This is a genomic window from Streptomyces sp. NPDC015127, from assembly GCF_043080095.1.
Lineage (GTDB): Bacteria > Actinomycetota > Actinomycetes > Streptomycetales > Streptomycetaceae > Streptomyces.
In genome coordinates this window covers 125,361-148,442 of the sequence record NZ_JBIBVE010000015.1, presented here as the reverse complement: position 1 = coordinate 148,442, position 23,082 = coordinate 125,361, and the positions used below count along the sequence as shown (strand labels likewise).

Annotated in this window: 16 protein-coding genes; 6 read left to right on the top strand and 10 right to left on the bottom strand. The window is 73.0% G+C overall.

Annotated features, from left to right (window positions below; all coding sequences use genetic code 11):
- Nucleotides 1-20 precede the first annotated feature (20 nt).
- From ACF08N_RS28210 to ACF08N_RS28200, 3 genes are read left to right on the top strand one after another with little or no spacing between them, the layout of a single operon-like run.
- On the top strand, nucleotides 21-596 hold the full coding sequence (locus ACF08N_RS28210; protein ID WP_392327509.1) for a (2Fe-2S)-binding protein: 576 nt from the start codon (nucleotides 21-23) through the stop codon (nucleotides 594-596).
- A complete protein-coding gene (locus ACF08N_RS28205; RefSeq protein WP_392327508.1) occupies nucleotides 593-1,588 on the top strand; it encodes an FAD binding domain-containing protein in 996 nt (331 codons plus the stop codon). The genes ACF08N_RS28210 and ACF08N_RS28205 overlap by 4 nt, the downstream gene beginning before the upstream one ends.
- The gene (locus ACF08N_RS28200; RefSeq protein WP_392327507.1) at nucleotides 1,585-3,711 is read left to right on the top strand and encodes a xanthine dehydrogenase family protein molybdopterin-binding subunit; all 2,127 of its coding nucleotides are present in this window, start codon (nucleotides 1,585-1,587) and stop codon (nucleotides 3,709-3,711) included. Before ACF08N_RS28205 ends, ACF08N_RS28200 begins: the two co-directional genes overlap by 4 nt.
- Here ACF08N_RS28200 and ACF08N_RS28195 read toward each other — a convergent pair.
- Together ACF08N_RS28195 and ACF08N_RS28190 are read right to left on the bottom strand one after the other, a co-directional pair.
- Nucleotides 3,647-4,468, bottom strand: coding sequence for a uracil-DNA glycosylase (locus ACF08N_RS28195; protein ID WP_392327506.1), 822 nt, complete (start codon nucleotides 4,466-4,468; stop codon nucleotides 3,647-3,649). The two genes, ACF08N_RS28200 and ACF08N_RS28195, sit on opposite strands and share 65 nt — an antisense overlap.
- Nucleotides 4,465-6,999: a SpoIIE family protein phosphatase gene (locus ACF08N_RS28190; RefSeq protein ID WP_392327505.1), complete on the bottom strand. Its 2,535-nt coding sequence runs from the start codon at nucleotides 6,997-6,999 to the stop codon at nucleotides 4,465-4,467. The genes ACF08N_RS28195 and ACF08N_RS28190 overlap by 4 nt, the downstream gene beginning before the upstream one ends.
- A 145-nt stretch (nucleotides 7,000-7,144) precedes the next feature.
- Between ACF08N_RS28190 and ACF08N_RS28185 the strand changes: the two genes are divergently transcribed.
- Together ACF08N_RS28185 and ACF08N_RS28180 are read left to right on the top strand one after the other, a co-directional pair.
- Complete coding sequence (locus ACF08N_RS28185; RefSeq protein ID WP_392327504.1) at nucleotides 7,145-8,068, top strand: MurR/RpiR family transcriptional regulator; 924 nt, start codon at nucleotides 7,145-7,147, stop codon at nucleotides 8,066-8,068.
- A gap of 332 nt (nucleotides 8,069-8,400) precedes the next feature.
- Nucleotides 8,401-8,811, top strand: coding sequence for a hypothetical protein (locus ACF08N_RS28180; protein ID WP_392327503.1), 411 nt, complete (start codon nucleotides 8,401-8,403; stop codon nucleotides 8,809-8,811).
- Nucleotides 8,812-8,949: 138 nt separating this feature from the next.
- On the opposite strand, the gene ACF08N_RS28175 is transcribed toward ACF08N_RS28180, so the two are convergent.
- The 6 genes from ACF08N_RS28175 to zwf form a co-directional block, all read right to left on the bottom strand.
- Nucleotides 8,950-11,832 (bottom strand): NHLP bacteriocin export ABC transporter permease/ATPase subunit, encoded by a 2,883-nt coding sequence (locus tag ACF08N_RS28175; RefSeq protein ID WP_392327566.1) that lies wholly within the window; start codon nucleotides 11,830-11,832, stop codon nucleotides 8,950-8,952.
- A gap of 10 nt (nucleotides 11,833-11,842) precedes the next feature.
- Nucleotides 11,843-13,960 (bottom strand): NHLP family bacteriocin export ABC transporter peptidase/permease/ATPase subunit, encoded by a 2,118-nt coding sequence (locus ACF08N_RS28170; protein ID WP_392327565.1) that lies wholly within the window; start codon nucleotides 13,958-13,960, stop codon nucleotides 11,843-11,845.
- Between the two features lie 167 nt (nucleotides 13,961-14,127).
- The gene (locus ACF08N_RS28165; RefSeq protein ID WP_392327502.1) at nucleotides 14,128-14,934 is read right to left on the bottom strand and encodes an HlyD family efflux transporter periplasmic adaptor subunit; all 807 of its coding nucleotides are present in this window, start codon (nucleotides 14,932-14,934) and stop codon (nucleotides 14,128-14,130) included.
- 149 nt (nucleotides 14,935-15,083) lie between these two features.
- Nucleotides 15,084-15,302 carry a type A2 lantipeptide gene (locus ACF08N_RS28160; RefSeq protein ID WP_392327501.1) on the bottom strand — a complete coding sequence of 73 codons (219 nt, stop codon included), beginning with the start codon at nucleotides 15,300-15,302 and terminating at the stop codon, nucleotides 15,084-15,086.
- Between the two features lie 586 nt (nucleotides 15,303-15,888).
- Complete coding sequence (gene opcA, locus ACF08N_RS28155; RefSeq protein WP_392327500.1) at nucleotides 15,889-16,833, bottom strand: glucose-6-phosphate dehydrogenase assembly protein OpcA; 945 nt, start codon at nucleotides 16,831-16,833, stop codon at nucleotides 15,889-15,891.
- Nucleotides 16,830-18,365, bottom strand: a complete 1,536-nt coding sequence (gene zwf, locus ACF08N_RS28150) for a glucose-6-phosphate dehydrogenase (RefSeq protein ID WP_392327499.1) — start codon at nucleotides 18,363-18,365, stop codon at nucleotides 16,830-16,832. Before zwf ends, opcA begins: the two co-directional genes overlap by 4 nt.
- Nucleotides 18,366-18,588: 223 nt before the next feature.
- Here zwf and ACF08N_RS28145 point away from each other — a divergent pair, with 223 nt between their 5' ends.
- A complete protein-coding gene (locus tag ACF08N_RS28145; protein ID WP_392327498.1) occupies nucleotides 18,589-19,845 on the top strand; it encodes a Tm-1-like ATP-binding domain-containing protein in 1,257 nt (418 codons plus the stop codon).
- Nucleotides 19,846-19,886: 41 nt separating this feature from the next.
- On the opposite strand, the gene ACF08N_RS28140 is transcribed toward ACF08N_RS28145, so the two are convergent.
- Both ACF08N_RS28140 and ACF08N_RS28135 read right to left on the bottom strand, forming a co-directional pair.
- Nucleotides 19,887-20,354: a MarR family winged helix-turn-helix transcriptional regulator gene (locus ACF08N_RS28140; RefSeq protein ID WP_392327497.1), complete on the bottom strand. Its 468-nt coding sequence runs from the start codon at nucleotides 20,352-20,354 to the stop codon at nucleotides 19,887-19,889.
- A gap of 64 nt (nucleotides 20,355-20,418) precedes the next feature.
- Entirely contained in the window at nucleotides 20,419-22,839 is a 2,421-nt protein-coding gene (locus ACF08N_RS28135) for a SpoIIE family protein phosphatase (RefSeq protein WP_392327496.1), read from the bottom strand.
- Nucleotides 22,840-23,082: the final 243 nt, after the last annotated feature.

Below are 23,082 nucleotides of genomic sequence, written 5' to 3'. Positions count from 1 at the left end.
GACACGGAAAGGCGCCAGGCGTGGATCGAAGCAGCCCACAGGGGAGCGTGGCCGCGGCCGCCGGTGCGGACACCCAGAGCTCCGTCCTCACCCTCCATGTCAACGGCGTCGCGTACACGATCGCCCTCGACCATCGCACGACCCTGCTCGACGCCCTGCGGGAGCAGCTGGACGTGATCGGGCCGAAGAAGGGCTGCGACCACGGCCAGTGCGGGGCGTGCACGGTGCTGGTCGACGGCCGGCGGATGCTCCCGTGTCTGCTGCCCGCCGTGGCCTGGGACGGGGCGCGGATCACCACGGCCGAGGGGCTGGCCGGCGGTGAGCGGCTGCATCCGCTCCAGGAGGCGTTCGTGGCACGCGACGCCCTGCAGTGCGGGTACTGCACGCCGGGCCAGATCTGCTCCGCCGCCGGCATGCTGTCCGAGGCCGCGGCCGGTCACCCTTCCCAGGTGACGGCGGCCGACCACGCCGGCGGCGCCGTCGTGCTCACGCGCGAGGAGATCCGCGAGCGGATGAGCGGCAACGTGTGCCGCTGCGGTGCGTACACGAACATCGTGGCCGCGATCGAGGACGTCGTCGAGGACGTGAGGCCGTGAAACCGTTCGGCTATGTGCGCGCCACGAGCCCCGAGGAGGCCGTCGAGGCGTACGCCGCGCGTCCCGGGGCCCAGTACCTCGCCGGCGGCACCAATCTCGTCGACCTGATGAAACTCGGCGTCACGGCGCCCGACGTGCTGGTGGACGTCCGGCGGCTGCCGCTGGACACCGTCGACGACACACCGGACGGGGGTCTGCTGATCGGCGCGACCGTCCGCAACAGCGATCTCGCCGCCCACCGCGCCGTGCGCTCCCGCTATCCCGCCCTGTCGCAGGCGCTGCTCGCCGGCGCCTCGGGGCAGCTGCGCAACGCGGCGACGACCGGCGGCAACCTGCTGCAGCGCACCAGGTGCACGTACTTCCAGGACGTCTCCAAGCCCTGCAACAAGCGGGTGCCGGGGACCGGGTGCCCGGCGCGGGAGGGGGTGCACCGCGATCTCGCCGTCCTCGGGCACTCCGCGCACTGCGTCGCCACGCATCCCTCCGACATGGCGGTCGCCCTGGCGGTGTTCGACGCCTCGGTCCGGCTGCGCGGTACGGGCGGCGAACGCACCGTCCCCGTCACGGACTTCCACCGGCTGCCGGGCGACCGTCCCGAGCGGGACACCGAGATCGAGGACGGCGAGCTGATCACCGGGGTGGAGCTGCCGCCCCCGCCGCACGGTGCCCGCTCCGCGTACCGCAAGGTGCGCGACCGTGCCTCGTATGCCTTCGCGCTGGTCTCCGTGGCGGCGGTGCTCGCCGTGGAGGACGGCCGGATCCGGCATGCGGCGCTCGCCTTCGGCGGCCTCGCGCACCGGCCGTGGCGGGCCTGGACGGCCGAGGAACGGCTGCTCGGCGCGCCGGCCTCGGCGGCAGCCTTCGAGCACGCGGTGGAGGCGGAGCTGGACGCCGCCGAGCCGCTGCGCGACAACGCCTTCAAGGTGCGGCTCGCGGGCGACCTGGCCGTCGACCTGTTGTCACGTCTCGTGCCGTCGGAGGAGGAGTCATGAACGGGTCCGGGCGCGCCCTGGGCGCGGACGCCGTCCGCAGGGAGGCACGGGACAAGGTCACCGGGCGGGCGCGCTACGCGGCGGAGGCCAATCCTCCGGGCCGGGCGTACGCATGGCCCGTCGCGGCGGGCATCCCGTGCGGACGCATCACGGCGATCGACAGCGACCGGGCACGGGCGCTGCCCGGGGTCCTCGCCGTCCTCACGCACGAGAACGCGCCCCGGCTGACGCCCTCCGACGACCCGACGCTCTCCGTCCTCCAGGACGCACGCGTCCCGCACCGCGGCTGGTACGTCGCCCTCGTCGTGGCGGACACGCTGGAGAACGCCCGCGCCGGAGCGGCCGCCGTCCGGATCACGTACGCGGCCGAGGACCACGACGTACGGCTCACGCGCGACCGTCCGGACCTGTACGTCCCGAAGGAGGCCAACGGCGGCTATGCCGGCGCGAGCGAACGCGGCGACGCCGACGGCGCGTTCGCGGCGGCCGAGGTGCGCGTGGATGCCACGTACGCGCTCACCGCGCTGCACAACCACCCGATGGAGCCGCACGCCTCGACCGCCGAGTGGAGCGAAGGCAGGCTGACGGTGCACGACTCCAGCCAGGGCGCCGGGGTGGTGCGCGATGTGCTGGCGGGGATGTTCGGGATGGACCGGCACGACATCACGGTGATCTCCGAGCACGTGGGCGGCGGCTTCGGCTCCAAAGGGACACCGCGCCCCCAGGTGGTGCTGGCCGCGATGGCCGCCCGGCACACGGGGCGGCCGGTGACGCTCGCCCTGCCGAGGCGGCAAATGGCGGCGGTCGTCGGGCATCGGGCGCCCACGCTGCACCGGGTGCGGATCGGGGCCGGGGCCGACGGGGTGATCACCTCGCTGGACCACGACGTGGTCACGCACACGTCGCGCGTACGGGAGTTCGTGGAGCAGGCCGCGGTGCCCGCCCGCGTCATGTACACCTCCCCCAACAGCCGTACGGTGCACCGGGTCGCGGCCCTCGACGTGCCCACCCCGTCGTGGATGCGGGCCCCCGGAGAGGCGTCCGGGATGTACGCGCTGGAGTCGGCGATGGACGAACTCGCCTCGGCGGCCGGGATCGATCCGGTGGAGCTGCGGATCCGCAACGAGCCGGACACGGAGCCCGAGAGCGGCCGTCCCTTCAGCAGCCGCGGTCTCGTCGCCTGCCTGCGCGAGGGGGCGCGCCGCTTCGGGTGGCAGGACCGCGATCCACGGCCCGGCGTGCGGCGGGAGGGCGATCTGCTGCTGGGCACGGGCGTCGCCTCCAGCACCTACCCCGTCTACATCGCTCCCTCGCGCGCCACCGCGCACGCGGCCGCCGACGGCACGTACCGGATCGCCGTCAACGCGACCGATATCGGCACCGGTGCCCGGACCGTGCTGGCCCAGATCGCGGCCGACGCGCTGGATGCGCCGCTCGACGCGGTACGGATCGACATCGGCAGCAGCGACCTGCCCGCGGCCATGCTCGCGGGCGGCTCGGCGGGTACGGCGTCGTGGGGATGGGCGGTGCACAAGGCGGCCACGGCGCTCGGGGAACGGCTCGTCTCACTGCCGGGCGGCCTGCCCGACGAGGGGCTGACGGTCGCGGCCGACACCAAGGCGGAGACGGCCGAGGAACCGCCGTACGCGCGGCACGCGTTCGGCGCGGTCTTCGCGGAGGCGCAGGTCGACGCGGTGACCGGCGAGGTACGGGTACGGCGGTTGCTCGGCATCTATGCCGCCGGGCGCATCCTCAACCCCCGTACGGCCCGTTCGCAGTTCATCGGCGGCATGACGATGGGGCTGGGCATGGCGCTGACGGAGGGCAGCACCATGGACCCCGGCTTCGGCGACTTCGCCGAGTGCGACCTGGCCCTGTACCACGTGCCGGTGAGCGCCGACGTGCCCGTGGTCCAGGCGGACTGGATCGAGGAGGACGACCCCCACCTCAACCCCATGGGGAGCAAGGGCATCGGAGAGATCGGCATCGTCGGCACGGCGGCGGCGATCGGCAACGCGGTCCACCATGCGCTGGGCGTGCGGCTGCGGGAGCCGCCGCTCACTCCGGACAAGGTCCTGGCCCATCTGCACCGGAGCGCGACGGTGCCGGGTCCAGGCCGGTGACGCGGGCTGCGCGACGGAACACGTCGACGAGCATGGGCAGGGTGACGCGCCCGGTGAACACGTTGCGCCTGCTCGGGTGGTAGCAGCCGAAGAGGTGGAGCTCGCCGGGCCCGTCCCCGGCCGGCAGCCTCACATGGGCGCCGTGGCCGAACAGGGGGCGCGGGCGCGGCACCCGGTACCCGGCGGCGGCGAGGACGGGGAGCAGCGCCTGCCAGCCGAAGGCACCGAGGACGACGACGCCGCGCAGCCCGGTCAGCAGCCCGAGTTCCGCCGCCAGCCATGGACGGCAGGTGTCCCGTTCCCCGGGTGTGGGCCGGTTCTGCGGCGGCGCGCAGTGGACGGGGGCGGTGACGCGCACGCCGCGCAGGCGAAGCCCGTCACCGCGGTGGGTGGAGGTGGGCTGCGAGGCGAGTCCGGCGGTGTGCAGCGCGGCGAACAGGACGTCCCCGGAGTCGTCGCCGGTGAACATCCGGCCGGTGCGGTTGCCGCCGTGGGCGGCCGGGGCGAGTCCGACGACGGCCAGGACGGCGTCGTCGGGCCCGAATCCGGGGACGGGCCGCGCCCAGTACTCCCAGTCCCGGAACGCGGCGCGCCGCTCGTCGGCGACGCCCTCCCGCCAGGCGACGAGCCGCGGGCAGGCCCGGCACCGTGCGACCTGCGCGTCCAGGTCGTCGAGATCGGCGCAGTGCGGAGCCGTACGGGCGGGAAAGTCCGGGTCCTCGACCGCGGGCCGGGGCCGCTTGTCCCCGGGTGTCACCTGGCGCCCCGGGCAGGCCGTGTCCCCGACGGTTCGGACCAGCGCGCGGAGAGGAGGAGGGCGATGTCGTCGGGCCGGTCGGGGTTCCGGCGTGCCTCGTTGATGAGTCGGTCCGCGGTGTCGGCGAGCGGGGACGAGCCCACGTCCGAGAGGGTCTGGCGCAGGCGTTCGATGCCCTGGTCGATGTCGAGGCCGGGCTGTTCGACCAGCCCGTCCGTGAACAGGGCGAGGACCGCGCCGGGTGCCAGGGTGAGTTCCTCGACGGGGTACACGGCGTCCTCGTCGACGCCGAGCACGATGCCCCCGGGCAGGTCGAGCACGTCCGTGCGGCCGTCGGGGTGCCGCAGCAGGGGCTGGAGGTGGCCGGCGCGGACGGCCCGGGCGCTGCCCGTGGCGGGGTCGAGGACGATGTAGCAGCAGCTGGCGAACTGGCCGGGGTCGAGGTCCATGAGCAGCCGGTTGGTGCCGCTCATCACTTCCTCGGGGCTGTGTCCGCTGACGGCCAGGGCCCGTACGGCGCTGCGGAGCTGGCCCATGGTGGCGGCGGCCGAGACGCCGTGTCCCTGGACGTCGCCGATGACGAGGGCGAGCCCCTGGCCCGTCTCGACGACGTCGTACCAGTCGCCGCCGACCTCCATGCCCTGGGTGCCGGGGAGGTAGCGGGCAACGGTGTCGAGCTGGTCCACCACGGGCAGCCGGTGCGGCAGCAGCGCGTCCTGGAGCCCGCGGGCGAGTGCGGCCTCGGAGTCGTAGCGCCGGGCGCGTTGGAGGGCCTGGGCGATGAGGCCGGCGAGGGCGGTGAGGACCGTGCGCTCCTCCGGGCTGAAGCCGCGGGGCTGGTCGAAGCCGAGGATGCAGGAGCCCACGGGCCGGCCGGAGGCGATCAGCGGCAGGAAGGCGCGGGCACCGACGTGGGCGTCGAGAGGGATGCCCGGATAGGCGTCGGCCAGGTGCTGCATGGACTCGAAGAAGAGCGGCCGCCCGGAGGTCAGCGTCTCGACACCGGGGAGCTTGGCGTCGAGGCCCACGCCGTCGAACCGGTTGAGGAAGCCGCGGGGGAAACCGGTCTCCCAGGCGAGATTGAGGTGACGGCTGCTCAGCAGGTAGATGGCGAGCTGCCGGCCGCCGAAGGCCGGGAGCAGTTCCTCGGTGACGACGGCCGAGACCTGACGTGCCGTCACCGCCTCGGTGAGCGCGATGGCGAGTGCGACCGGCCGGTAGAGGGCGACGGCCCGGTCGGCCGGTGATCCGAGGCCGGTGCCGGGGGCGACGAGGGATTCCGGGGCGTAGGCGGGACGTTCGCCGGGGCTGAGCGTGACGGTCACCCCGTCGACCCCGGGGAACAGGGAGACCGAGAGCCAGTCCGCGCCCCGGCCCACGAGGAAGTGCACGGGATCGGTGGACAGCAGGGCGGCCCGGTAGTGGTCCTCGTAGGCGCCCTGTCCGAACCAGGGCACGGCCTCCCACAGGACGCGGCCGATGAGTTCGGTCCGCGGCCGGCCGAGCAGCGTCTCGGCCCGGTGGTTGAGGTAGGTGATGCGGCCGAGGCGGTCGATGTTGCACACGCCGTGCGGGAGCCGGTCCGCGGACTCGGCCACGACGGGTCCGGCGCCGAGGTCGATGAGGAATCCGGTCAGGTGGGTGCCCGGCGGGCCGCCCGGCCGGCGTCCGCGACGGCCGGTGAGTTCCAGCAGATGCGGCCGGCCGTCGGCCCCCTGCAATCGCATCCGGCGGCTCACCGGCCGGTCGGACGCGGCCGCCTGACGGGCCAGGGCCCACAGCCCGTACGCGTCCTCGGGCTCGATCCGGGCGGCCAGCGCCTCGACGGTGACGGGCAGTTCGTCGGGAGTGGTGCCGAGGATGGCGCACCAGCCCTCGTCGCCGGTGACCGTGCCCTCCCCGAGGTTCCAGTCGAACGAGCCGATCCGTACCGGGGGCGAGGTCACGGAGGGCAGGGTGACCGACATCGGCTCGTCGTCCCACACGATGGGCGGCCCGTCGGCCGCCATGGCGGCGAGCGTGGTGGCGAGGTTCGCCCCCACCTCATGGAGGCGGCGGCGGTCGGCCTCGTCGACCGGGAGGCCGGGGGTGGCGGGGCGCAGCACCGCGAGCACCCCGAACGTCTCCCGTTCATGGGTGATCGGCACGTACAGCGAGGCGAAGGGGAAGGGCAGGCCGGCCATGAGCTGCGGGTAGCGGCGCATGGCCTCCTCCGCGTCGTGGAGGTAGACGGGCTGCCCGGAACGGTAGACGTCGGAGTGCGGGAAGGGCCGGTTCACATGCATGTTGCGCCACTGGCCGAAGAGCTTCGAGGGCAGTCCGGCGATCACGGCGAGACGCAGCAGCTCGGGTGTACGGGAGCGCATGTACAGTCCGCCGGCGAAGCCGCCGACGGACTCGATGCCGCTCACTTCCGCCTGGGCCAGCACCATGGGCAGGTCCTCCGGCGCCGGGCCGCCCTCATCCGCCGCCGCGGGTCCCGCTCCGGCCCGGGCGGACGGGTGGCGGCGGCCCGCGCCGTACCAGGTCACCTAGCCAGGATGCTCCCCGGCGGCCGTGCTCCGCATCTCCGTGGCCTCCGCAGCGGCCCGGCCGCGGGCCGGGTCGCGAGGCCGGCATCGGCTCTGGGCGGTTGAGCTAGATTTGAGCCCGATCCGGACAACAAGGAGGCACACGGTGCCATCAGGGCAGCAGGCACGGGCGCAGGCGGCGGCGATCACCCCCGGCCGGCAGTCGCCGGTGCCCGAGGCCGCGCCCGCGGACAGGGTCCGGGCCCTGTTCGGAAGCCACCGGCTGTCGCCGGGGCAGCGCCGTATCGCCCAGTACATGATCGACCACCTGACCGAGGCGGCGTTCCTGTCGATCACGGACCTCGCCGAGCGGGTGGGCGTCAGCCAGCCGTCGGTGACCCGGTTCGCGACGTCCCTCGGCTACAGCGGCTTCCCGGCGCTGCGGGAGGCACTGCAGCCGATCGCGCTGAGCGCGGTGGCGGGCGCCCAGGAGACGCGGAAGCAGATCCGCCACAACGAGCTCCAGGCGGCCGTCGACGCCGAGATCGCGAATCTGGAGAGCCTGCGCCGGGTGTTCGCCGACACCGACCGGGTCCTGGACGTCGGCCGCGAGCTGGCCCGCTCGATGCCGCTGACCGTGCTGGGCCTGCGGATCTCGGTGTCGCTCGCCGAGTACTTCGCGTACGCGGCGCGCCGCATCCATCCCGATGTGCGGCTGGTGACACGTGGCGGCAGCGTCGCCTACGACGCGCTGCTCCAGTCGCGCGAGGCGGGCGGGACGTGGGTGCTGGCGTACGCGATGCCGCGGCACGCCAACGAGACGCTCGCGGCGCTGCGGGCCGCGCGCAGCACGGGACTGCGCGTCGCGCTGATCACGGACCTGACGCTCGGCCCGCTCGTGGACGAGGCCGATGTGTCGCTGACGGCGGGGACCGGTTCACGGCTCGTCTTCGACTCGTACTCGGCGCCGGGCGTGCTGTCGGCCGCCGTGCTCCAGGCGATGGCGGACGCGGATCCGGAGCGTACGCAGTCCCGTCTCGAGGGGTACGAGCAGGTTGCCGAGCAGCACGACTTCTTCATCGAGGACTGACGGCCGCGGCCGACGACTTTCCGTGTGACCTGCCTGTTTCCCGGACATTTTCACGGCCGGGTATGCATGAAATTTTTCATACCCTTGCTTACTCGACGGTATATATATTTACTGCTCGTGGCAGCCGGGTCGTCGGCAACCACGAGCACGACCTCCTGCCCCGTGAACCGAACATCCTGAGCCCGGTGCTCCCTCCTCGCGCCGGACTCTGATGTTCAATCCGGGCACCCGCCGTACCGCGGATGCCCCTGGCGGTCCCGGTCAACCCCTGGGCCGGGACCGCCACAAGCCTCTCGATCAGAGCCGATCGGCATGACCCGGAAGCGACGACGATGTCCCAGACCCTCACCACGCTCGGACCGGACTGGCCCTGTCAGGTCAAGGCCCCCGGCACGCGCGACTGGGAGCGCACGGCCGCCCGGTGGCTCAGGGACCTGCTGCCGGCCCGCTACGCGGGATACTCGCCGCTCACCCGCCATCCCGTGCTGCTCGCGCGGCACGCGCAGTTCCAGTTGCAGCACGAGGCGCGCGCCGTGCGCACGGCGCTGCAGACCGCCCGTGCCGAACTGCCGACGCTGGGCGTCGCGGAGGCGGTCATCGAGAACACCATCCGGATGTACGCCGTCGAGCTGGACCAGTTGGGCCGCCTGGCGCGCGGCGTCAGGCTCATCACCGACGCGCTGCTCGCCGAGGGCACCGGCACGGCGCCGCGCAGGCGCACTCCCGCCCAGCGCGTGTCGTAGCCGTCGCGGGCAGGGCCGGTCCCCCGGGCCACGCACCCGCCACGGCACCGCCGCAGGAACGGGCCGGTCCCCCGCACGCACATCCGCCACAGCGCCGCAGGCACTGGCCGGTCCCCGGGGGCCGGCTCGCCGCCATTGTCACGCCATCTGACGCCGCACCAGCTCGTACAGCCGCCCGTTCGGGTTCGCGAGCAGGTCCGCGGGGCGGCCCTCCTCCACGATCCGGCCGTCGGACATGACGAGCACGCGGTCGGCGTCCATGACCGTGGTGAGCCGGTGGGCGATCACCAGGCGCGTGGCGCTCAGCTTGCGGGTGCTGTCCATCACCGTCCGCTGGGTCTCGTTGTCCAGCGCGCTCGTCGCCTCGTCGAAGAAGAGGATGCTCGGGCGGCGCACCAGCGCCTGGGCGATCATCAGCCGCTGGCGCTGCCCGCCGGAGATCGCGCCGCCGTTGGCGATCATGGTGTGCAGTCCCATGGGCATCCGCTTGATGTCCTCGGCCAGTCCCGCCATTTCGGCGGCCGCCCACACCTCCTCCTGGGAGAACGTCTCGGCGCCCGAGATGCAGTCCAGGATCGATCCGGTCAGCGGCTGGGCGTTCTGCAGGACGACTCCGCACTGCCGGCGCACCGCGGCGCGGTCGAGCGCGGCGAGGTCCTGGCCGTCGTAGAGCACGGATCCCGCATCCGGCCGGTCGAAGCCGATCAGGAGCCTCAGCAGGGTGGACTTTCCGCAGCCGCTGGGGCCGACGATCGCGACGAACTCGCCGGGCCGCACCTGGAGCGACACGTCGTCGAGGACCGCGGGGCCGTCGTCGGTGTAGCGGAAGGACAGCTTGCGCGCCTCGACCGCGCCGGACAGCGTGCCGGGCTGGGCGCTCGCGCCCCGCACCTCCGGTGTCTCGTCCAGGATCGGGCGCACCTGCTCGAACATGGGCAGTACCGCGACCGCCGAGACCAGCACGCCCGTCAGCTGAGTGACCGAGGTCAGCAGCATCGTCACGGCGGCGTTGAAGGTGAGGAAGTCGCCGGCCGACATGCTGCCGCGGGCCGGACCGGCCAGCAGCATGAACATGATGAGCGAGCACAGCGGCAGGTAGACCGCGTCCAGCACGGTCGTGAGGTTCCGGATCCGGCCGACGCGCTGCTGGAGTTCGCGGGAACGGGCGAACTCCCGGGCCCAGGCCGCGTACGCGAAGCTCTCGGCCGCGGCCACCCGCAGCTTGGGCAGCCCGCGCAGGGTCTGGAACGCCTGGTTGTTGAGCTTGTTGCCGAGCTCCACCAGCCGCCGCTGCCAGCGCACCTGCCACAGCCCCATCCCGAGGAAGAAGAGACCGATCACCAGCAGCATGCCGATGGCCGCGAGTGCGAGGGGCACGCTGTACCACAGCAGCAGGGCCACGTTCATCGCGCCGACGGTGCCCGACTGCACGGCGACCGGGCCGATGCCCGACAGGACACGGCGGATCGAGCTGATGCCCATCGCCGCGCTCGCGAGTTCGCCGGTGGAGCGCTCGGTGAAGAACCGGGTCGGCAGCCTGAGGAGCCTGTCCCACACGGCAGGTTGGAGCGCGCTCTCGATCCGGCCCTCCATCCGCAGGATGGTGAGGTTCTGGAGCAGCATGAACGCCGCTGACACCACGCCGGCCGTGATCACCGCGAGCGCCATCTGCACGATCAGGCCCGTCTCGGCTCTCGGTACGTAGGTGCCGAGCACCTTTCCGGTGGCGACGGGCACCAGGGCGCCGAGGCCGACCGTGACCAGACCGGCGAGCAGCAGGTTGCGCACGTCCATGCGCGTTCCGCGAAGGCTGAACCGCATCAGGCGCCACAGGCTCGCGGGCCGTTCGGGCAGCGGCCGGTAGAACATGACGCCGCGCGGTTCGAAGTCGTCGGCGTTGTCCTTGCCGATGCGGGTGCGGGTGCCGGTGAGCGGGTTGACGGCCTCGTAGCGTCCCCGGCGCCAGAGCAGGGCGACCGGTGCGCCGGACGCGGCGCGGTGGCCCACGAGCGGGCCGCTGTCGGTGCGCCACCAGCTCCCGGCGAGGCGTACGGGCCGGGTACGGAGGCGGGAGGCGATCGCCACGCGTTCGACCGGGCTGACCCGTTCCTCGTCGGCGGCGCCTCTCGGCGGCTCGGTGAGGGTGATCCCGGCGGCCTCGGCGACCCGACGGCACACGGCGAACACGGCGTCGTCGCCGTCCGCGCCGGCCGTGCGGCGCGTGCCGCCGCGCTTGCCGATGGAGGCGATCAGCGCCTCGTCGGCCCGTGCACGGACGTCCTCGCCCGCCTTGATCCCGGCCGCCGCGCGGTCCTCGTGGGCGCGCTCCAGCTGTTCGATCCACTGGTCGACGGCGGACAGCAGCCGGTACTGCTGGTTGACCATGCGCTGCCACATCGCGCCTTCGACGAGCAGGTCGGCCGCCGCCTCCGCGCTGTAGGAGGCGCCGTAGCGGACGCTGCCGGGATCGACGGGCATCCACAGGATGTCCTCGTCGGTCACGCCCGCGTCGGCGGGGCGGCCGTCGAGCGGGGCCTCGAACAGGACGCCGAGGCTTCGCCCCACGCCGAGGGCGAAGGCGTGCTCCAGCTGGTTCCAGGCACCGTTGCCGTACGGGTCCTGGGTGGCGGCGTACGGATCGGGCACGTACAGGCTCTGGGTCGCGTACGGGTCCTGTCCGTAGGGGTCCTGGTACAACTCGCGCAGGGCGATGCGGCGAAGCCCGCACTCCTGGGAGGGGCGGCCGACGAGGGTGTGGCGCGGGCCCTCCACCGGGCCGAGCAGCAGCGTGCCGGGTTCGAGCCGGCCGAGGAAGTGCCAGTGGCCCTGCTCGGCGGCGTCCACCGCGAACAGGTCGAGGAAGCCGCCGACCACCAGCCACAGCACCTGCGGCCCTTCGAGGTGGAGGCTGCGCAGACCGGTGCAGTCGACGGGCGCGCCGAGGCCCCCGAATGCCTGGATCACCGCGTCGGTCGACTCCGGCGTGCCCGTGGCGGCCGTCGGCCCGGCGTCCGGGTGCATGGCTGACACGTCAGTGCTCCTTGACCAGCTCGGCGTACGCGCCCTGAGCGGCGACGAGATCCTCGTGGCGGCCGCGTTCGACGACCGTGCCGTGGTCGAGCACCACGATCTCGTCGCTGTCGCGCACGGTGCTCAGCCGGTGGGCGATCACCACGCAGGCGCAGCCGCGGCGGCGGATGTTGTCGATGATGACGCGCTCGGTCTCGGCGTCGAGGGCGCTCGTGACCTCGTCGAGCACGAGGATGCTCGGGCGGCGCACCAGGGCGCGGGCGATCTCCAGGCGCTGGCGCTGTCCGCCGGAGAAGTTGCGGCCGTCCTGTTCGACGCGGCTGTGGATGCCCTCGGGCCTGCGCCGGACGACGTCGAGCACGGCGGCGTCCTCCAGCGCGGCGACCACGGCCTCGTCGGGTATGGAGGGGTCCCACAGGGCGATGTTGTCCCGCACGGTCCCCTCGAACAGGAAGATGTCCTGGTCGACGAAGGCGACGGAGGCGGCGACGGCGCTGCGGGAGATGTCCTCCAGGCGTTCGCCGTCGATGCGGATCGTGCCCTCCCACGGGGTGTACAGACCCGAGATCAGGCGTGAGACGGTGGACTTGCCGCTGCCCGATCCTCCGACGAGGGCGACCTGACGGCCGGGTCCCACGGCGAGGGAGAAGCCGCTGAGCAGGGGCGCGTCGAGCGGGCTGTAGCCGAAGGTGATGTTCTCCAGCGTGACGTGGCCCTTGAGCCTGCGGGTGCTCGGGTCGGGCTCGTCACGGGAGTACAGCGGGTCGACGGGGAAGTTCTCGACGTCCTTGAGCCGGGCGACGTCCGCGGCGAAGTCCTGGATGCGTCCGGCCACACCGTTGAGCCGGGTGATGGGCGCGGTGAAGCGGGCGACGAGCGCCTGGAAGGCGACCAGCAGGCCGATGGAGATGTGGCCCTCGACGGCCCGCAGTCCGCCGATCCACAGGATCAGCGCGCTGTTGAGGGTGGCGAGGGTGGGCGCGACGACGGAGAGCACGGCGCTCGGCACCCCGAGGCGCTGCTGCACCTCCAGCGTGGTGGCGTGCTGCCCCGCCCAGCGGCGGAAGTAGCCGTCCTCGCCGCCGGTCGCCTTCATGGTCTCGATCAGCTGGAGACCGGTGTACGAGGTGTTGGTGAGCCGTGCGCTGTCGGCGCGCAGCTTCTGCGTGTGGGTGGCCCGCAGCCGGATGACGATCCGCATGGCGACCACGTTGAGGAGCGCGATGAGCACGCCGACGACCGTGAGCTGGGGATCGTACGTCCACAGCAGGACGGCGTACAGGACGACCACGACGCCGTCGACGGCGGCGGCGGCCAGGTCGCGGGCCAGGGTCTCGGCCACCGCGTCGTTCGACTGGAGCCGTTGGACCAGGTCGGCCGGGCTGCGCTGGGCGAAGAAGGTGACCGGCAGCCGCAGCAGGTGTCTGAGGAAGCGGGCACTGCCCAGGGTGGACGAGATGATGCGGCCGCGCAGCAGGTTCGCCTGTTGCAGGCCGGTCAGGACGGCGGTGAGCGCCACGAGGGTCGCCAGCGAGGCGAACAGGGGCCCCAGCAGGGAGGTCTGCCCGCCGATCAGGAACATGTCGATGTACGTGCGGCTGAGCGCGGGCACCGCCGCGCCGACGGCGACGAGCAGGAGGCTGGCGAGCAGTGCGGCGAGCAGGGTGCCGGTCGTGCCGCGCAGCCGGGCGGGCACGGCCTTCATGATCCCGGGCCGGCGGCCGCCCTTGGTGAAGGTGCGGTCGGGCTCGAAGACCAGGGCGACGCCGGTGAAGCTGGTGTCGAAGTCCTCCGCCGGAACGAAGCGGCGTCCCTTGTCGGGGTCGTTGATGTGCACGCCGCGGCGGCCGAGACGGCGGCCCATGCCGTCGTAGACGACGTAGTGGTTGAACTCCCAGAACAGGATGGCGGGCGGCTGCACCTCGGCGAGGGCGGTGGCCTCCATCTGCATGCCCTTGGCGGCGAGACCGTAACTGCGGGCGGCCTTGAGGATGTTGCTGGCGCGCGAGCCGTCGCGGGAGACGCCGCAGGCGATGCGGAGTTCCTCCAGCGGCACATGGCGGCCGTAGTGGGCGAGCACCATGGCGAGCGCGGCGGCACCGCACTCGACGGCCTCCATCTGGAGGACGGTCGGGGTGCGGACGGGCTTGGGCTTCCGCTGCCGGCGCGGCGGCGGGGCGGCCCGGCGCGCGCCGCGCCGGCCGCTGGGGGCCGGCTCCGGGCGGTGTCTGCGGCGGCCCGCGGGCGGCAGCTGCCGCTGTGCGGGGACGGTGTCACGGTGTGCGGTCACGGCAGCAGCCAATCGATCGGATGCTGGGCGGCCAGATGGACGGAGCCGCCGGCAAGGGTCATGGACTCGAGGGCGTACGGAGGGCCCTGCGAGGAGGACCAGTCGTAGCCGGACTCGGTGCCGGGGGACTTCTTCAGCTCGACCAGCACGGACACGGGCTGGCCGTCCTTGGAGAACTGCTCGCCGAGCTGGCTGCTGCCGAGGAAGGCGGTGATGCGCTGACGGGTCTGGGCCGTGCGGCCGACGGCCTTGACCCGGCCCCGCAGCACGCCGTACTTCTGTGCGGCCACGGACTGCACGGTGAGGTCGACGCGGGCGCCGACGGGCACGGCCGAGCCGCTCTCCGCGGGGACGTACAGCACGGCCATCAGCGGGTCGCCGGGCCTGTCGATCCGTTCCACGGCGGCGACGTCGCTGCCGGTGGTGACGACGGAGCCGATGGCGGCGACGAGGGTGGTGAGCCGTCCGGCCGCGATGGTGCGGACGACGGCGGTGCCCTGGGCGGTGCGGACCTCCAGCAGGGGCGCGTCGGCCTCGACGCGTTCGCCCTCCTTGGCCAGCACCTCGGTGATCTGCCCGGAGACCGGGCTCTGCAGGACGTAACTGCCCTGGCCGTGGGTGAGGATGCCGGGTGCTGAGACGGTGGAGGTCACGGTCCCGGTGACGGCCCACACGGCGGCGGCGATCATGACGACGACGGTCACGGCCAGGACGAGCAGGCCCTGCGGCCGGGCGAAGCGCACCGGAAGGTCGATCTCCTCCGGCGACTGCAGCTTGGAAAGGGCCTGTTGGCGGAACTGCACGACACTCTTCCCTCAACTGCCTGAACGGTACGGGTCCCCGAATGTACCCGGTCGGAAACTGCGCACGGCCGTGCGCCCCGGAGCCGGGATCGGTCCGGGGCACACGGCTCGGCGCTGCCGGCAGAGCGGGCCGGCGAGCCGCGGAGGTCTTACAGACCGGCGACGAGGCCGTTGACCGGGCCGGTGATCGCGGCGGCGTTGATGCCGGTGGCACCCTCGACGACGCCGGTCACGGTGGCGATGGTGCCGGAGACCGGGACGATCGTGTCAAGAGCGGCGGTGGCGTTGCTCACCGTGGCGCTGTGCAGACCGCCGGCCACGTTGTCCAGCTCGCTGTCGGAGATCTCCTGGGTGGGGACGAAGTTCATAAGAAGCTTCCCTTCGGATGGATATTTCGAAATGACAGCGCCCGGTTGCGCGGAAAGAGCGCGTTGCCGGCCGCCAGCGGGGTGGGGAGATTCCCGGATCCGAGAACCCAATTGAATCCCGCGGTGCGAAGGATCAAAGCACGTAAGCGTGTTGAGCGGCCAATCGCGGGAGACGGACGGAAGGCCGGATCGCCTCGCGAGAGGTCCTCGTATTACCGCCGCGTGCACGCCCCTACATGAATTGGTGCCACCTTCTTCACACGATCGCCCTGCGCGGGCCCGATGCGCGCGCCCCGTACCCCGCCGACGAAGGGGACATTCCCCCTCAGATTCAGATAATCGCTGGTCAGCACGGGGGCGGCGATGAGGAGACAGTGTGCCGCCTGCGTATTCGGTGTGCAGATTCACGACAGGCGAAGGTCGCTTGACGGGGCGTCACGGGGCGTTCACGCGCCGAGGGGTGCGGCACGAGCGCCACACCCCTCGAACAATGAATTGCGTCACCGCTCCATTGCGGAGCGTTCGGACGAAAGGAAATTCTGGACAAGCCGGGCCGAGTGGCCCTGCGCGCCGGAAAGGAAGGAAATCAGCCGCCTGTGGCGGCCATGGGCTCAGGTGGGGTGATTTGGGCGTGAAGTGCTGCCGCGTAGGCTTCGTCGGGGTCGAGCCTGCGCAGTTCCTCCGCAATCAGCTCGGCCGTGGTGCGCACTTTCAGGGCAAGTACGCGGTTCGGCTGGCCGGGGATGGAGAGCCTTGCCACGGGCCCCTCGGGCCGGTCGATGTGGATCTCGCCGTCGGCGGTGCGCAGGCGGACGGCGGTGACGACCGGACCCGCGGTGACGACCTGTTCGACCGGCACGGCGAGACGGTCCGCGAACCAGCGGGCGAGCAGTTCCGCACTCGGGTTCTCCGCCTCGGATTCCACCACGGCCCCGATGACCTCCGTCCGCGCCTGGTCGAGCGCCGCCGCGAGCATCGAGCGCCACGGGGTGAGCCGCGTCCAGGCCAGGTCGGTGTCCCCGGGCTCGTAACCGGAGGCGCGGGCGGCCAGTTCGCGCAGCGGCTCCTCGACCGCGTACGCGTCGGTGATACGGCGCTGGGCGAGCGCGCCGAGCGGATCCTTGGCGGGGACCGGCGGTGCGTCGACCGGCCACCAGACCACGACGGGGGCGTCGGGGAGCAGCAGGGGCAGGACGACGGAGTCGGCGCGGTCGGCCAGTTCGCCGTGGAGCCGGAGCAGGACCGTCTCCCCCGCACCCGCGTCGGTGCCGACGCGGACCTCGGCGTCGAGCCGCGTGTCGTGGCGGTCGCGCGGGGAGCGGGCGTGGCGCTTGATGACGACGAGGGTGCGCGAGGGGTGCTCGCGCGAGGCGTCCCCGGCGGCCTTGATGGAGTCGTAGGCGTTCTCCTCGTCGGTGACGATGACGAGGGTGAGCACCATGCCGACGGCCGGGGTGCCGATGGCCCGCCGGGCCTGGACCAGCGCCTTGTTGATCTTGCTGGACGTGGTGTCCGTGAGGTCGATCTTCATGGCCTGCGCCAGCTCCGTCCGTCTCGTGCGAGCATCTCGTCCGCTTCCTCGGGGCCCCAGGTGCCCGCCGGGTACTGGGCCGGGGAGCCGTTCGTGTCCCAGAAGCTCTCGATCGGGTCGAGGATCTTCCAGGACTCCTCCACCTCCTCGGTGCGCGGGAAGAGGTTGGCGTCACCGAGCAGCACGTCGAGGATCAGCCGCTCGTACGCCTCCGGGCTGGACTCGGTGAACGACTCGCCGTAGGCGAAGTCCATGGTCACATCGCGCAGTTCCATCGAGGTGCCGGGCACCTTCGAGCCGAAGCGCATGGTCACCCCCTCGTCCGGCTGGACGCGGATGACCAGGGCGTTCTGGCCCAGTTCCTCCGTCGCCGTGGAGTCGAACGGGGAGTGCGGGGCGCGCTGGAAGACGACCGCGATCTCGGTGACACGGCGGCCGAGCCGCTTGCCGGTGCGCAGATAGAACGGGACGCCCGCCCAGCGGCGGTTGTCGATCTCCAGCTTGATCGCGGCGTACGTGTCGGTCCTCGACCGGGGCGCGATGCCCTCCTCCTGGAGGTAGCCGGCGACCTTCGCGCCGCCCTGCCAGCCCGCCGTGTACTGGGCGCGCACGGTGTGCCGGCCCAGGTCCTCGGGCACCTTGACGGCCTTGAAGACCTTCAGTTTCTCGGTGACCAGGGACGCGGCGTCGAAGGAGACGGGCTCCTCCATCGCGGTCAGCGCGAGCAGCTGGAGGAGGTGGTTCTGGATGACGTCACGGGCGGCGCCGATGCCGTCGTAGTAGCCGGCCCGGCCGCCGATGCCGATGTCCTCGGCCATCGTGATCTGCACATGGTCGACGAAGGACCGGTTCCAGACGGGCTCGAAGAGGGTGTTGGCGAACCGCAGCGCCAGGATGTTCTGGACGGTCTCCTTGCCCAGGTAGTGGTCGATCCGGAAGACCTCGTCCGGGGCGAACACCTCGTGCACGATGCTGTTGAGCTCCCGCGCACTGGCGAGGTCGTGGCCGAAGGGCTTCTCGATGACGGCACGCCGCCAGGAGCCGCGGGGCGCGCCGGACAGGCCGTGGTCCTTGAGCTGCTGGACGACCTTGGGGAAGAACTTGGGCGGCACCGACAGGTAGAAGGCGAAGTTGCCGCCCGTGCCCTGCGCCTTGTCCAGGTCCTCGACCGTCGCCCGCAGCTGCTCGAAGGCGGCGTCGTCGTCGAAGTCTCCCTGGACGAACCGCATGCCCTCGGCCAGCTGCTGCCACACCTCCTCGCGGAACGGGGTGCGCGCGTACTCTCTGACGGCGTCGTGGACCTCCTGCGCGAAGTCCTGGTCGGCCCAGTCCCGGCGGGCGAAGCCGATGAGCGAGAAGCCCGGCGGCAGCAGCCCCCGGTTGGCGAGGTCGTAGACGGCGGGCATCAGCTTCTTGCGGGACAGGTCCCCGGTGACTCCGAAGATCACGAGTCCGGAGGGCCCGGCGATACGGGGCAGCCGCCGGTCGAGCGGGTCCCGCAGCGGATTCGCCCAGCCGCTGTTCTCTGACATGGGGGTCAGGCCTCCTTGAGCGAACGGCTTCGAGTGCGTCCGTTTCGAGGATCGCATCTCACCCCGATCTTGTGCGGGTACATCAGCGCACCGACGCGTCGATCCATTCCCGTGCGGCCCGAACGGCGGCGCACATCGCCCCCCGGCGGGGCCCGCCACCCCGCGCCACCCACCCGTCGCGGCGCTCTTGTCCCCGGGCCCGTTGTGGCGAACAGTACGTGCCATGGCGACAGTTGTGCTGGTGGGGACCTTGGACACCAAGGGAGTGGAGTACGCCTGGCTGCACGAGCGGCTGCTCGGTGCCGGGGTCGATGTGCTGGTGGTCGACACGGGAGTGATCGGGGAGCCGCACTTCGCCGCGGACGTCCCGCGCGAGGAGGTGGCGCGGGCCGCCGGGACGGAGCTGGCGGCGCTGCGCGCGCAGGGGGACCGGGGCACGGCCGTGACGGCGATGGCCCGCGGCGCGGCGGAGGTCGTCGCGCGGCTGCACGAGGCGGGCCGTCTGCACTGCGTCCTCGCGATCGGCGGCAGCGGCGGCACCTCCATCGCGACCCGCGCCATGCGCGGGCTCCCGCTGGGCATACCGAAGTTGATGGTCTCCTCGATGGCGGCGGGCGATGTGTCGCCGTACGTGGGGTCCACGGACATCACGATGATGTACAGCGTCGTCGACATCGCCGGGATCAACACGGTCTCCGCCCCGGTCCTCGCCAACGCGGCCGACGCGGCGGCGGGCATGGCGACGGGCTTCGCGGCCGGGCGCCGGGCGCTGCGCCCCGCCGATCTGGCCGCGGGCGAGCGGCCGCTGGTGGCGACGAGCATGGCCGGCGTGACGACGGCCGGCGTCGACGCGGCCCGGGCGCGGCTGACGGAGCTGGGCTACGAGGTCCTGGTGTTCCACGTCAGCGGGGCGGGCGGACGGACACTGGAGTCGCTGGCCGGGCAGGGGCTCTTCGCCGGCGTGCTCGACCTGACCTTGAGCGAGCTGGCGGACGACCTGGCCGGCGGCATCCTGACCGCCGGACCGGACCGGCTCACCGCGGCCGGGCGCCACGGTGTCCCACAGGTGGTGAGCCTGGGGGCACTGGACATGGTGAAGTTCGGCCCGCCGGACACGCTTCCGGCCGCGATGCGCGACCGGCACGTGCTGGTGCACAACCCCTCGATCACCGTGGTGCGCACGACGGCGGAGGAGTGCGCCGAACTGGGCCGGCGGATCGCGGCGAAGCTGCGGGCGGCCACGGGCCCGGCCGAGGTGTGCGTCCCGCTGCGCGGCCTGTCGACGCTGGGCGGCCCGGGTGGCCCGTACCACGACCCGGCGGCGGACGCGGCGCTGTTCGGCGCGCTGCGCGACGGGCTGCGGGGCAGCGCGGTCACGGTGATCGACGTCGACGCGGACATCAACAGCGCGTCCTTCGGCCGGGCCGCGGCGGATCGCATGCACCGGATGATCACCGCTCGTGCGGCCGCCCCGGCGTGACGCCGGGTGCCCAGGACGCACACGGGCCCCGGTGCGACGGACTACGAGCCGCCGGGCGGGTCCAGCGGGGCGTCGAGCAGCGCGGTCAGGTCGCGGACGAACGCGTCCGTGCGCTCGCTGTCCGGGCCGCCGAGCGGGGCGAGGAGCCGGCCGATCAGCCCCTGGACGACCACGACGGCGCGGCCGGTGACCTCCCGTCCGCGATCGGTGAGGGACAGGCGTACGGCGCGGCTGTCGGCGGCGTCCCGGACCCGCTCGATCAGCCCGTCGGCCTCCAGGGCACGGGCGAGTTTGGACACGTAGAGCGCTTCGAGTCCCGTGTGGTCGGCGAGCTCGCGCTGGCTCGGGCGCACGCCGGACCGGTCGAGGCCGTGCAGCGTCCCCATCAGCGAGTACTGGGCGTGGGTCAGGCCCACCGGGGCGAGTGCGCGGTCGACGGCGACGCGCCACTTCATCGACAGCCGCCACACCAGGAAACCGGGCGTCGGGCCCGGGAATGCCTTGCTCATGGCAGGGCACTGTACATGGCTACTATCGGCGTCCCTGCCGTCGCCCGCACCGTACCGGCAGCGCTCACGGGCGCAGGTGCTGCGGCAGCAGCTGCTCGGTCCAGAGCGTCTTGCCGGACGCGGTGTACCTGCTCCCCCACCGGTGGGTGAGCTGGGCGATCAGGAACAGTCCGCGGCCGCCCTCGTCCGTCAGGCGCGCCCGGCGCAGGTGCGGCTGGGTCTGGCTGGGGTCGGACACCTCGCACACGAGCCGCTGGTCCCTGATGAGCCGCAGGCCGACCGGCCCGCCGGCGTACCGGATGGCGTTGGTGAGCAGCTCGCTGACGATCAGTTCGGTGGTGAACACCAGGTCGTCGAGCCCCCACCGGGTCAGCCAACGGGCGACCTCGGCCCGCGCGTCCGCCACGATCTTGACGTCTGCCGGGAACTCCCAGGTGGCGACGGCGTCTTCGGGGGTGACGGCCACCCGGGCCAGCAGCAGCGCGGCGTCGTCGTCGGGAGGTTCGGCCAGGAAGGGGACGAGCATCTCCCGCCCGATCTCGGGCACCGGACGGGACCCGCCGCCGACGGTCTCCTCGCCCAGGTACCGGGCCACATGCCCCGCATCGCCCGCCTCCACGGACAGCGATCCGGCGGTGAACGCCAGCAGGTCGCCCGGCCGCAGCTCCAGCTCCACCGGCTCGAACGGCGCGCCCTCCCTGCCGAGGGCGGGCCCGGCCGGCAGCCCGACCGGCGCGGCGCCACCGGATGCCCGCACCAGCACGGGCGGCGCGTGCCCGGCGCTGGCCATCGTGCACCGGGCGCTGACCGGGTCGTAGACCGCGTACAGGCAGCTGGCCCCGCGTACCGTGCCTTCCGCGTCGCCCGGCTGCTCGTCCTCGGCGAGGCGCACCACGAGGTCGTCGAGGTGGGTCAGCAGCTCGTCCGGCGGCGGGTCGAGATCGCAGAGCGTGCGCACGGCGGTCCGCAGACTGCCCATGGCGGCGGCCGCGTTGAGACCGTGCCCCCGCACGTTGCCGACCACGAAGGCGACCCGTGACGAGGAGAGCGTGATCACGTCGAACCAACTGCCGCCGGTACCCGCGAGCGTCCTGCCGGGCACATAGATCCCCGCCGTCTCCGCGGCGGTCACCTTCAGCAGCGGGCGCGGCAGCAGACTGCGCTGCAGGGCCTCGGCGGTGCGGCGTTCGCGGGTGTACCGGCGGGCGTTGTCGAGGGCGAGCGCGGCGCGGGAGCCGATGTCCTCCGCGACGGCGGCGTCCTGCGCGTCGAACGGAACCCGCTCGCCGCTCCGCCACACCGAGACCGCGCCGAGGACGTGCCCGCGGGCCTGCAGGGGCACCACCATGTACGAGGAGGCGCGGTCGGTGAGCACCAGACGCACCCGGTCGGGGTCGTCGGCGATCCTGGGCCGCAGTTCCTCCAGGTCGGGGACGATGACCGCCGACCCGAGCCGCAGCCGGTCGCTCTCGTAGCCCCGTACGCGGATGACGGAGCCGCACGGGTACAGCTCTTCGGGCCACTCCCCGTCCGCGGCGACGGCGGAGACCCGGCGCAGCGGCGCCCCCGTCGCGAAGGCGCCCGGTTCCTCGCCCACGAGTACCGCCTCTGTGAGGTCCACGGCGGCCAGGTCGGCGAACGCCGGGACCAGGAGGTCCGCCAGCACCTGCGCGTTGCGCGAGACCTCCAGCGACCGGCCGAGCGCGGAGGCGGCCGTGCCGACGAGGGCCGCGCGCTTCCGGGAGCGTTCGTGCTCTGTCACGTCGGTGAACGTCACCGCCACGCCGCGCACGGCGCCCTTGGCGCCTGCCAGCCTGAGCGCGGACAGCGAGATGATGCGGTCACGGTCGGGGGCCCTGGCGAGACGCGCCGAGGTGACGAAGTCGATGAGCGGCTCGCCCGTGGCGGCGACGCGGCGGAGCCTGGCCTCGACGGCCGCCGCGTCCTCCGGCACCAGCAGCTCCCCGATCCGCCGCCCGAGCGCGCCGCCTGAGGGACCGAGCCGCGCCGACGCGGGGCGCACGTCCCCCGGCAGCGGATTGATGCGCCGAAGGCGCAGTTCCGTGTCATGGATGGCGAGCCCGATGCCCGACTGCGAGAACAGCGCGCCGACGAGGGCCTCGTTCTCCTCCCGCCGGTCGGCGTGGTCCGCTGCCATCACCCGCAACAGGAACCGCGCGGGAAGCATGCCGTCGATCGGCAGCAGGTCGAGCTGTACGGGCACCGGACCGCCGGGCCCGCGCAGCGAGGCGCGCAGGGAGCGGGGGCGGTCGTCGGGTGCGGGCCCCCGCAGCCGCGGCCAGTCGCCCGGTTCGGCGAGGAGTGAGCCGATGTCATGTCCGTTGATCTCGACGGCGGGGGCTGCGAGCAGCTCGGCGGCGGCTCCGGTGCAGGCGAGCACCGTGCCGGCGTCGTCGAGCACGAGGAGCGCGCGGTCGTCCGGGCGGTCCGGTCCGCTGCCGGGGACATGGCCGCTGGTGCTCACTCGTCGATCACTCCCAGGAGGCGCTCCCGTGATCCGTCGGTTCCCGCCCGGAGCCGGTCCGGGCCCGGCGCCGGCCGAAGTCCCGTCCCATCCGTGTCCGGCGACGGCTGTGCGCTCGGCCCCGCGCCTCTCATTGAACTCCACCGGGCCCGCTGCCGCGCGGCGAACCCGCGGACCGGCCGACGCCGACGTCCGGCCTATGCCGCCTTCCGGGCCGCCAACTCCGGCTGTCATCAGGCAACA

Excerpts from the sequence above, each read along its gene's own strand:
- ACF08N_RS28160 (WP_392327501.1), bottom strand. The coding sequence starts at position 15,302 with ATGAACTTCGTCCCCACCCAGGAGATCTCCGACAGCGAGCTGGACAAC.
- zwf (WP_392327499.1), bottom strand. The coding sequence starts at position 18,365 with ATGTCAGAGAACAGCGGCTGGGCGAATCCGCTGCGGGACCCGCTCGAC.
- opcA (WP_392327500.1), bottom strand. The coding sequence starts at position 16,833 with ATGAAGATCGACCTCACGGACACCACGTCCAGCAAGATCAACAAGGCG.
- ACF08N_RS28170 (WP_392327565.1), bottom strand. The coding sequence starts at position 13,960 with ATGGAGGCCGTCGAGTGCGGTGCCGCCGCGCTCGCCATGGTGCTCGCC.
- ACF08N_RS28145 (WP_392327498.1), top strand. The coding sequence starts at position 18,589 with ATGGCGACAGTTGTGCTGGTGGGGACCTTGGACACCAAGGGAGTGGAG.
- ACF08N_RS28200 (WP_392327507.1), top strand. The coding sequence starts at position 1,585 with ATGAACGGGTCCGGGCGCGCCCTGGGCGCGGACGCCGTCCGCAGGGAG.
- ACF08N_RS28180 (WP_392327503.1), top strand. The coding sequence starts at position 8,401 with ATGTCCCAGACCCTCACCACGCTCGGACCGGACTGGCCCTGTCAGGTC.
- ACF08N_RS28140 (WP_392327497.1), bottom strand. The coding sequence starts at position 20,354 with ATGAGCAAGGCATTCCCGGGCCCGACGCCCGGTTTCCTGGTGTGGCGG.
- ACF08N_RS28175 (WP_392327566.1), bottom strand. The coding sequence starts at position 11,832 with ATGCACCCGGACGCCGGGCCGACGGCCGCCACGGGCACGCCGGAGTCG.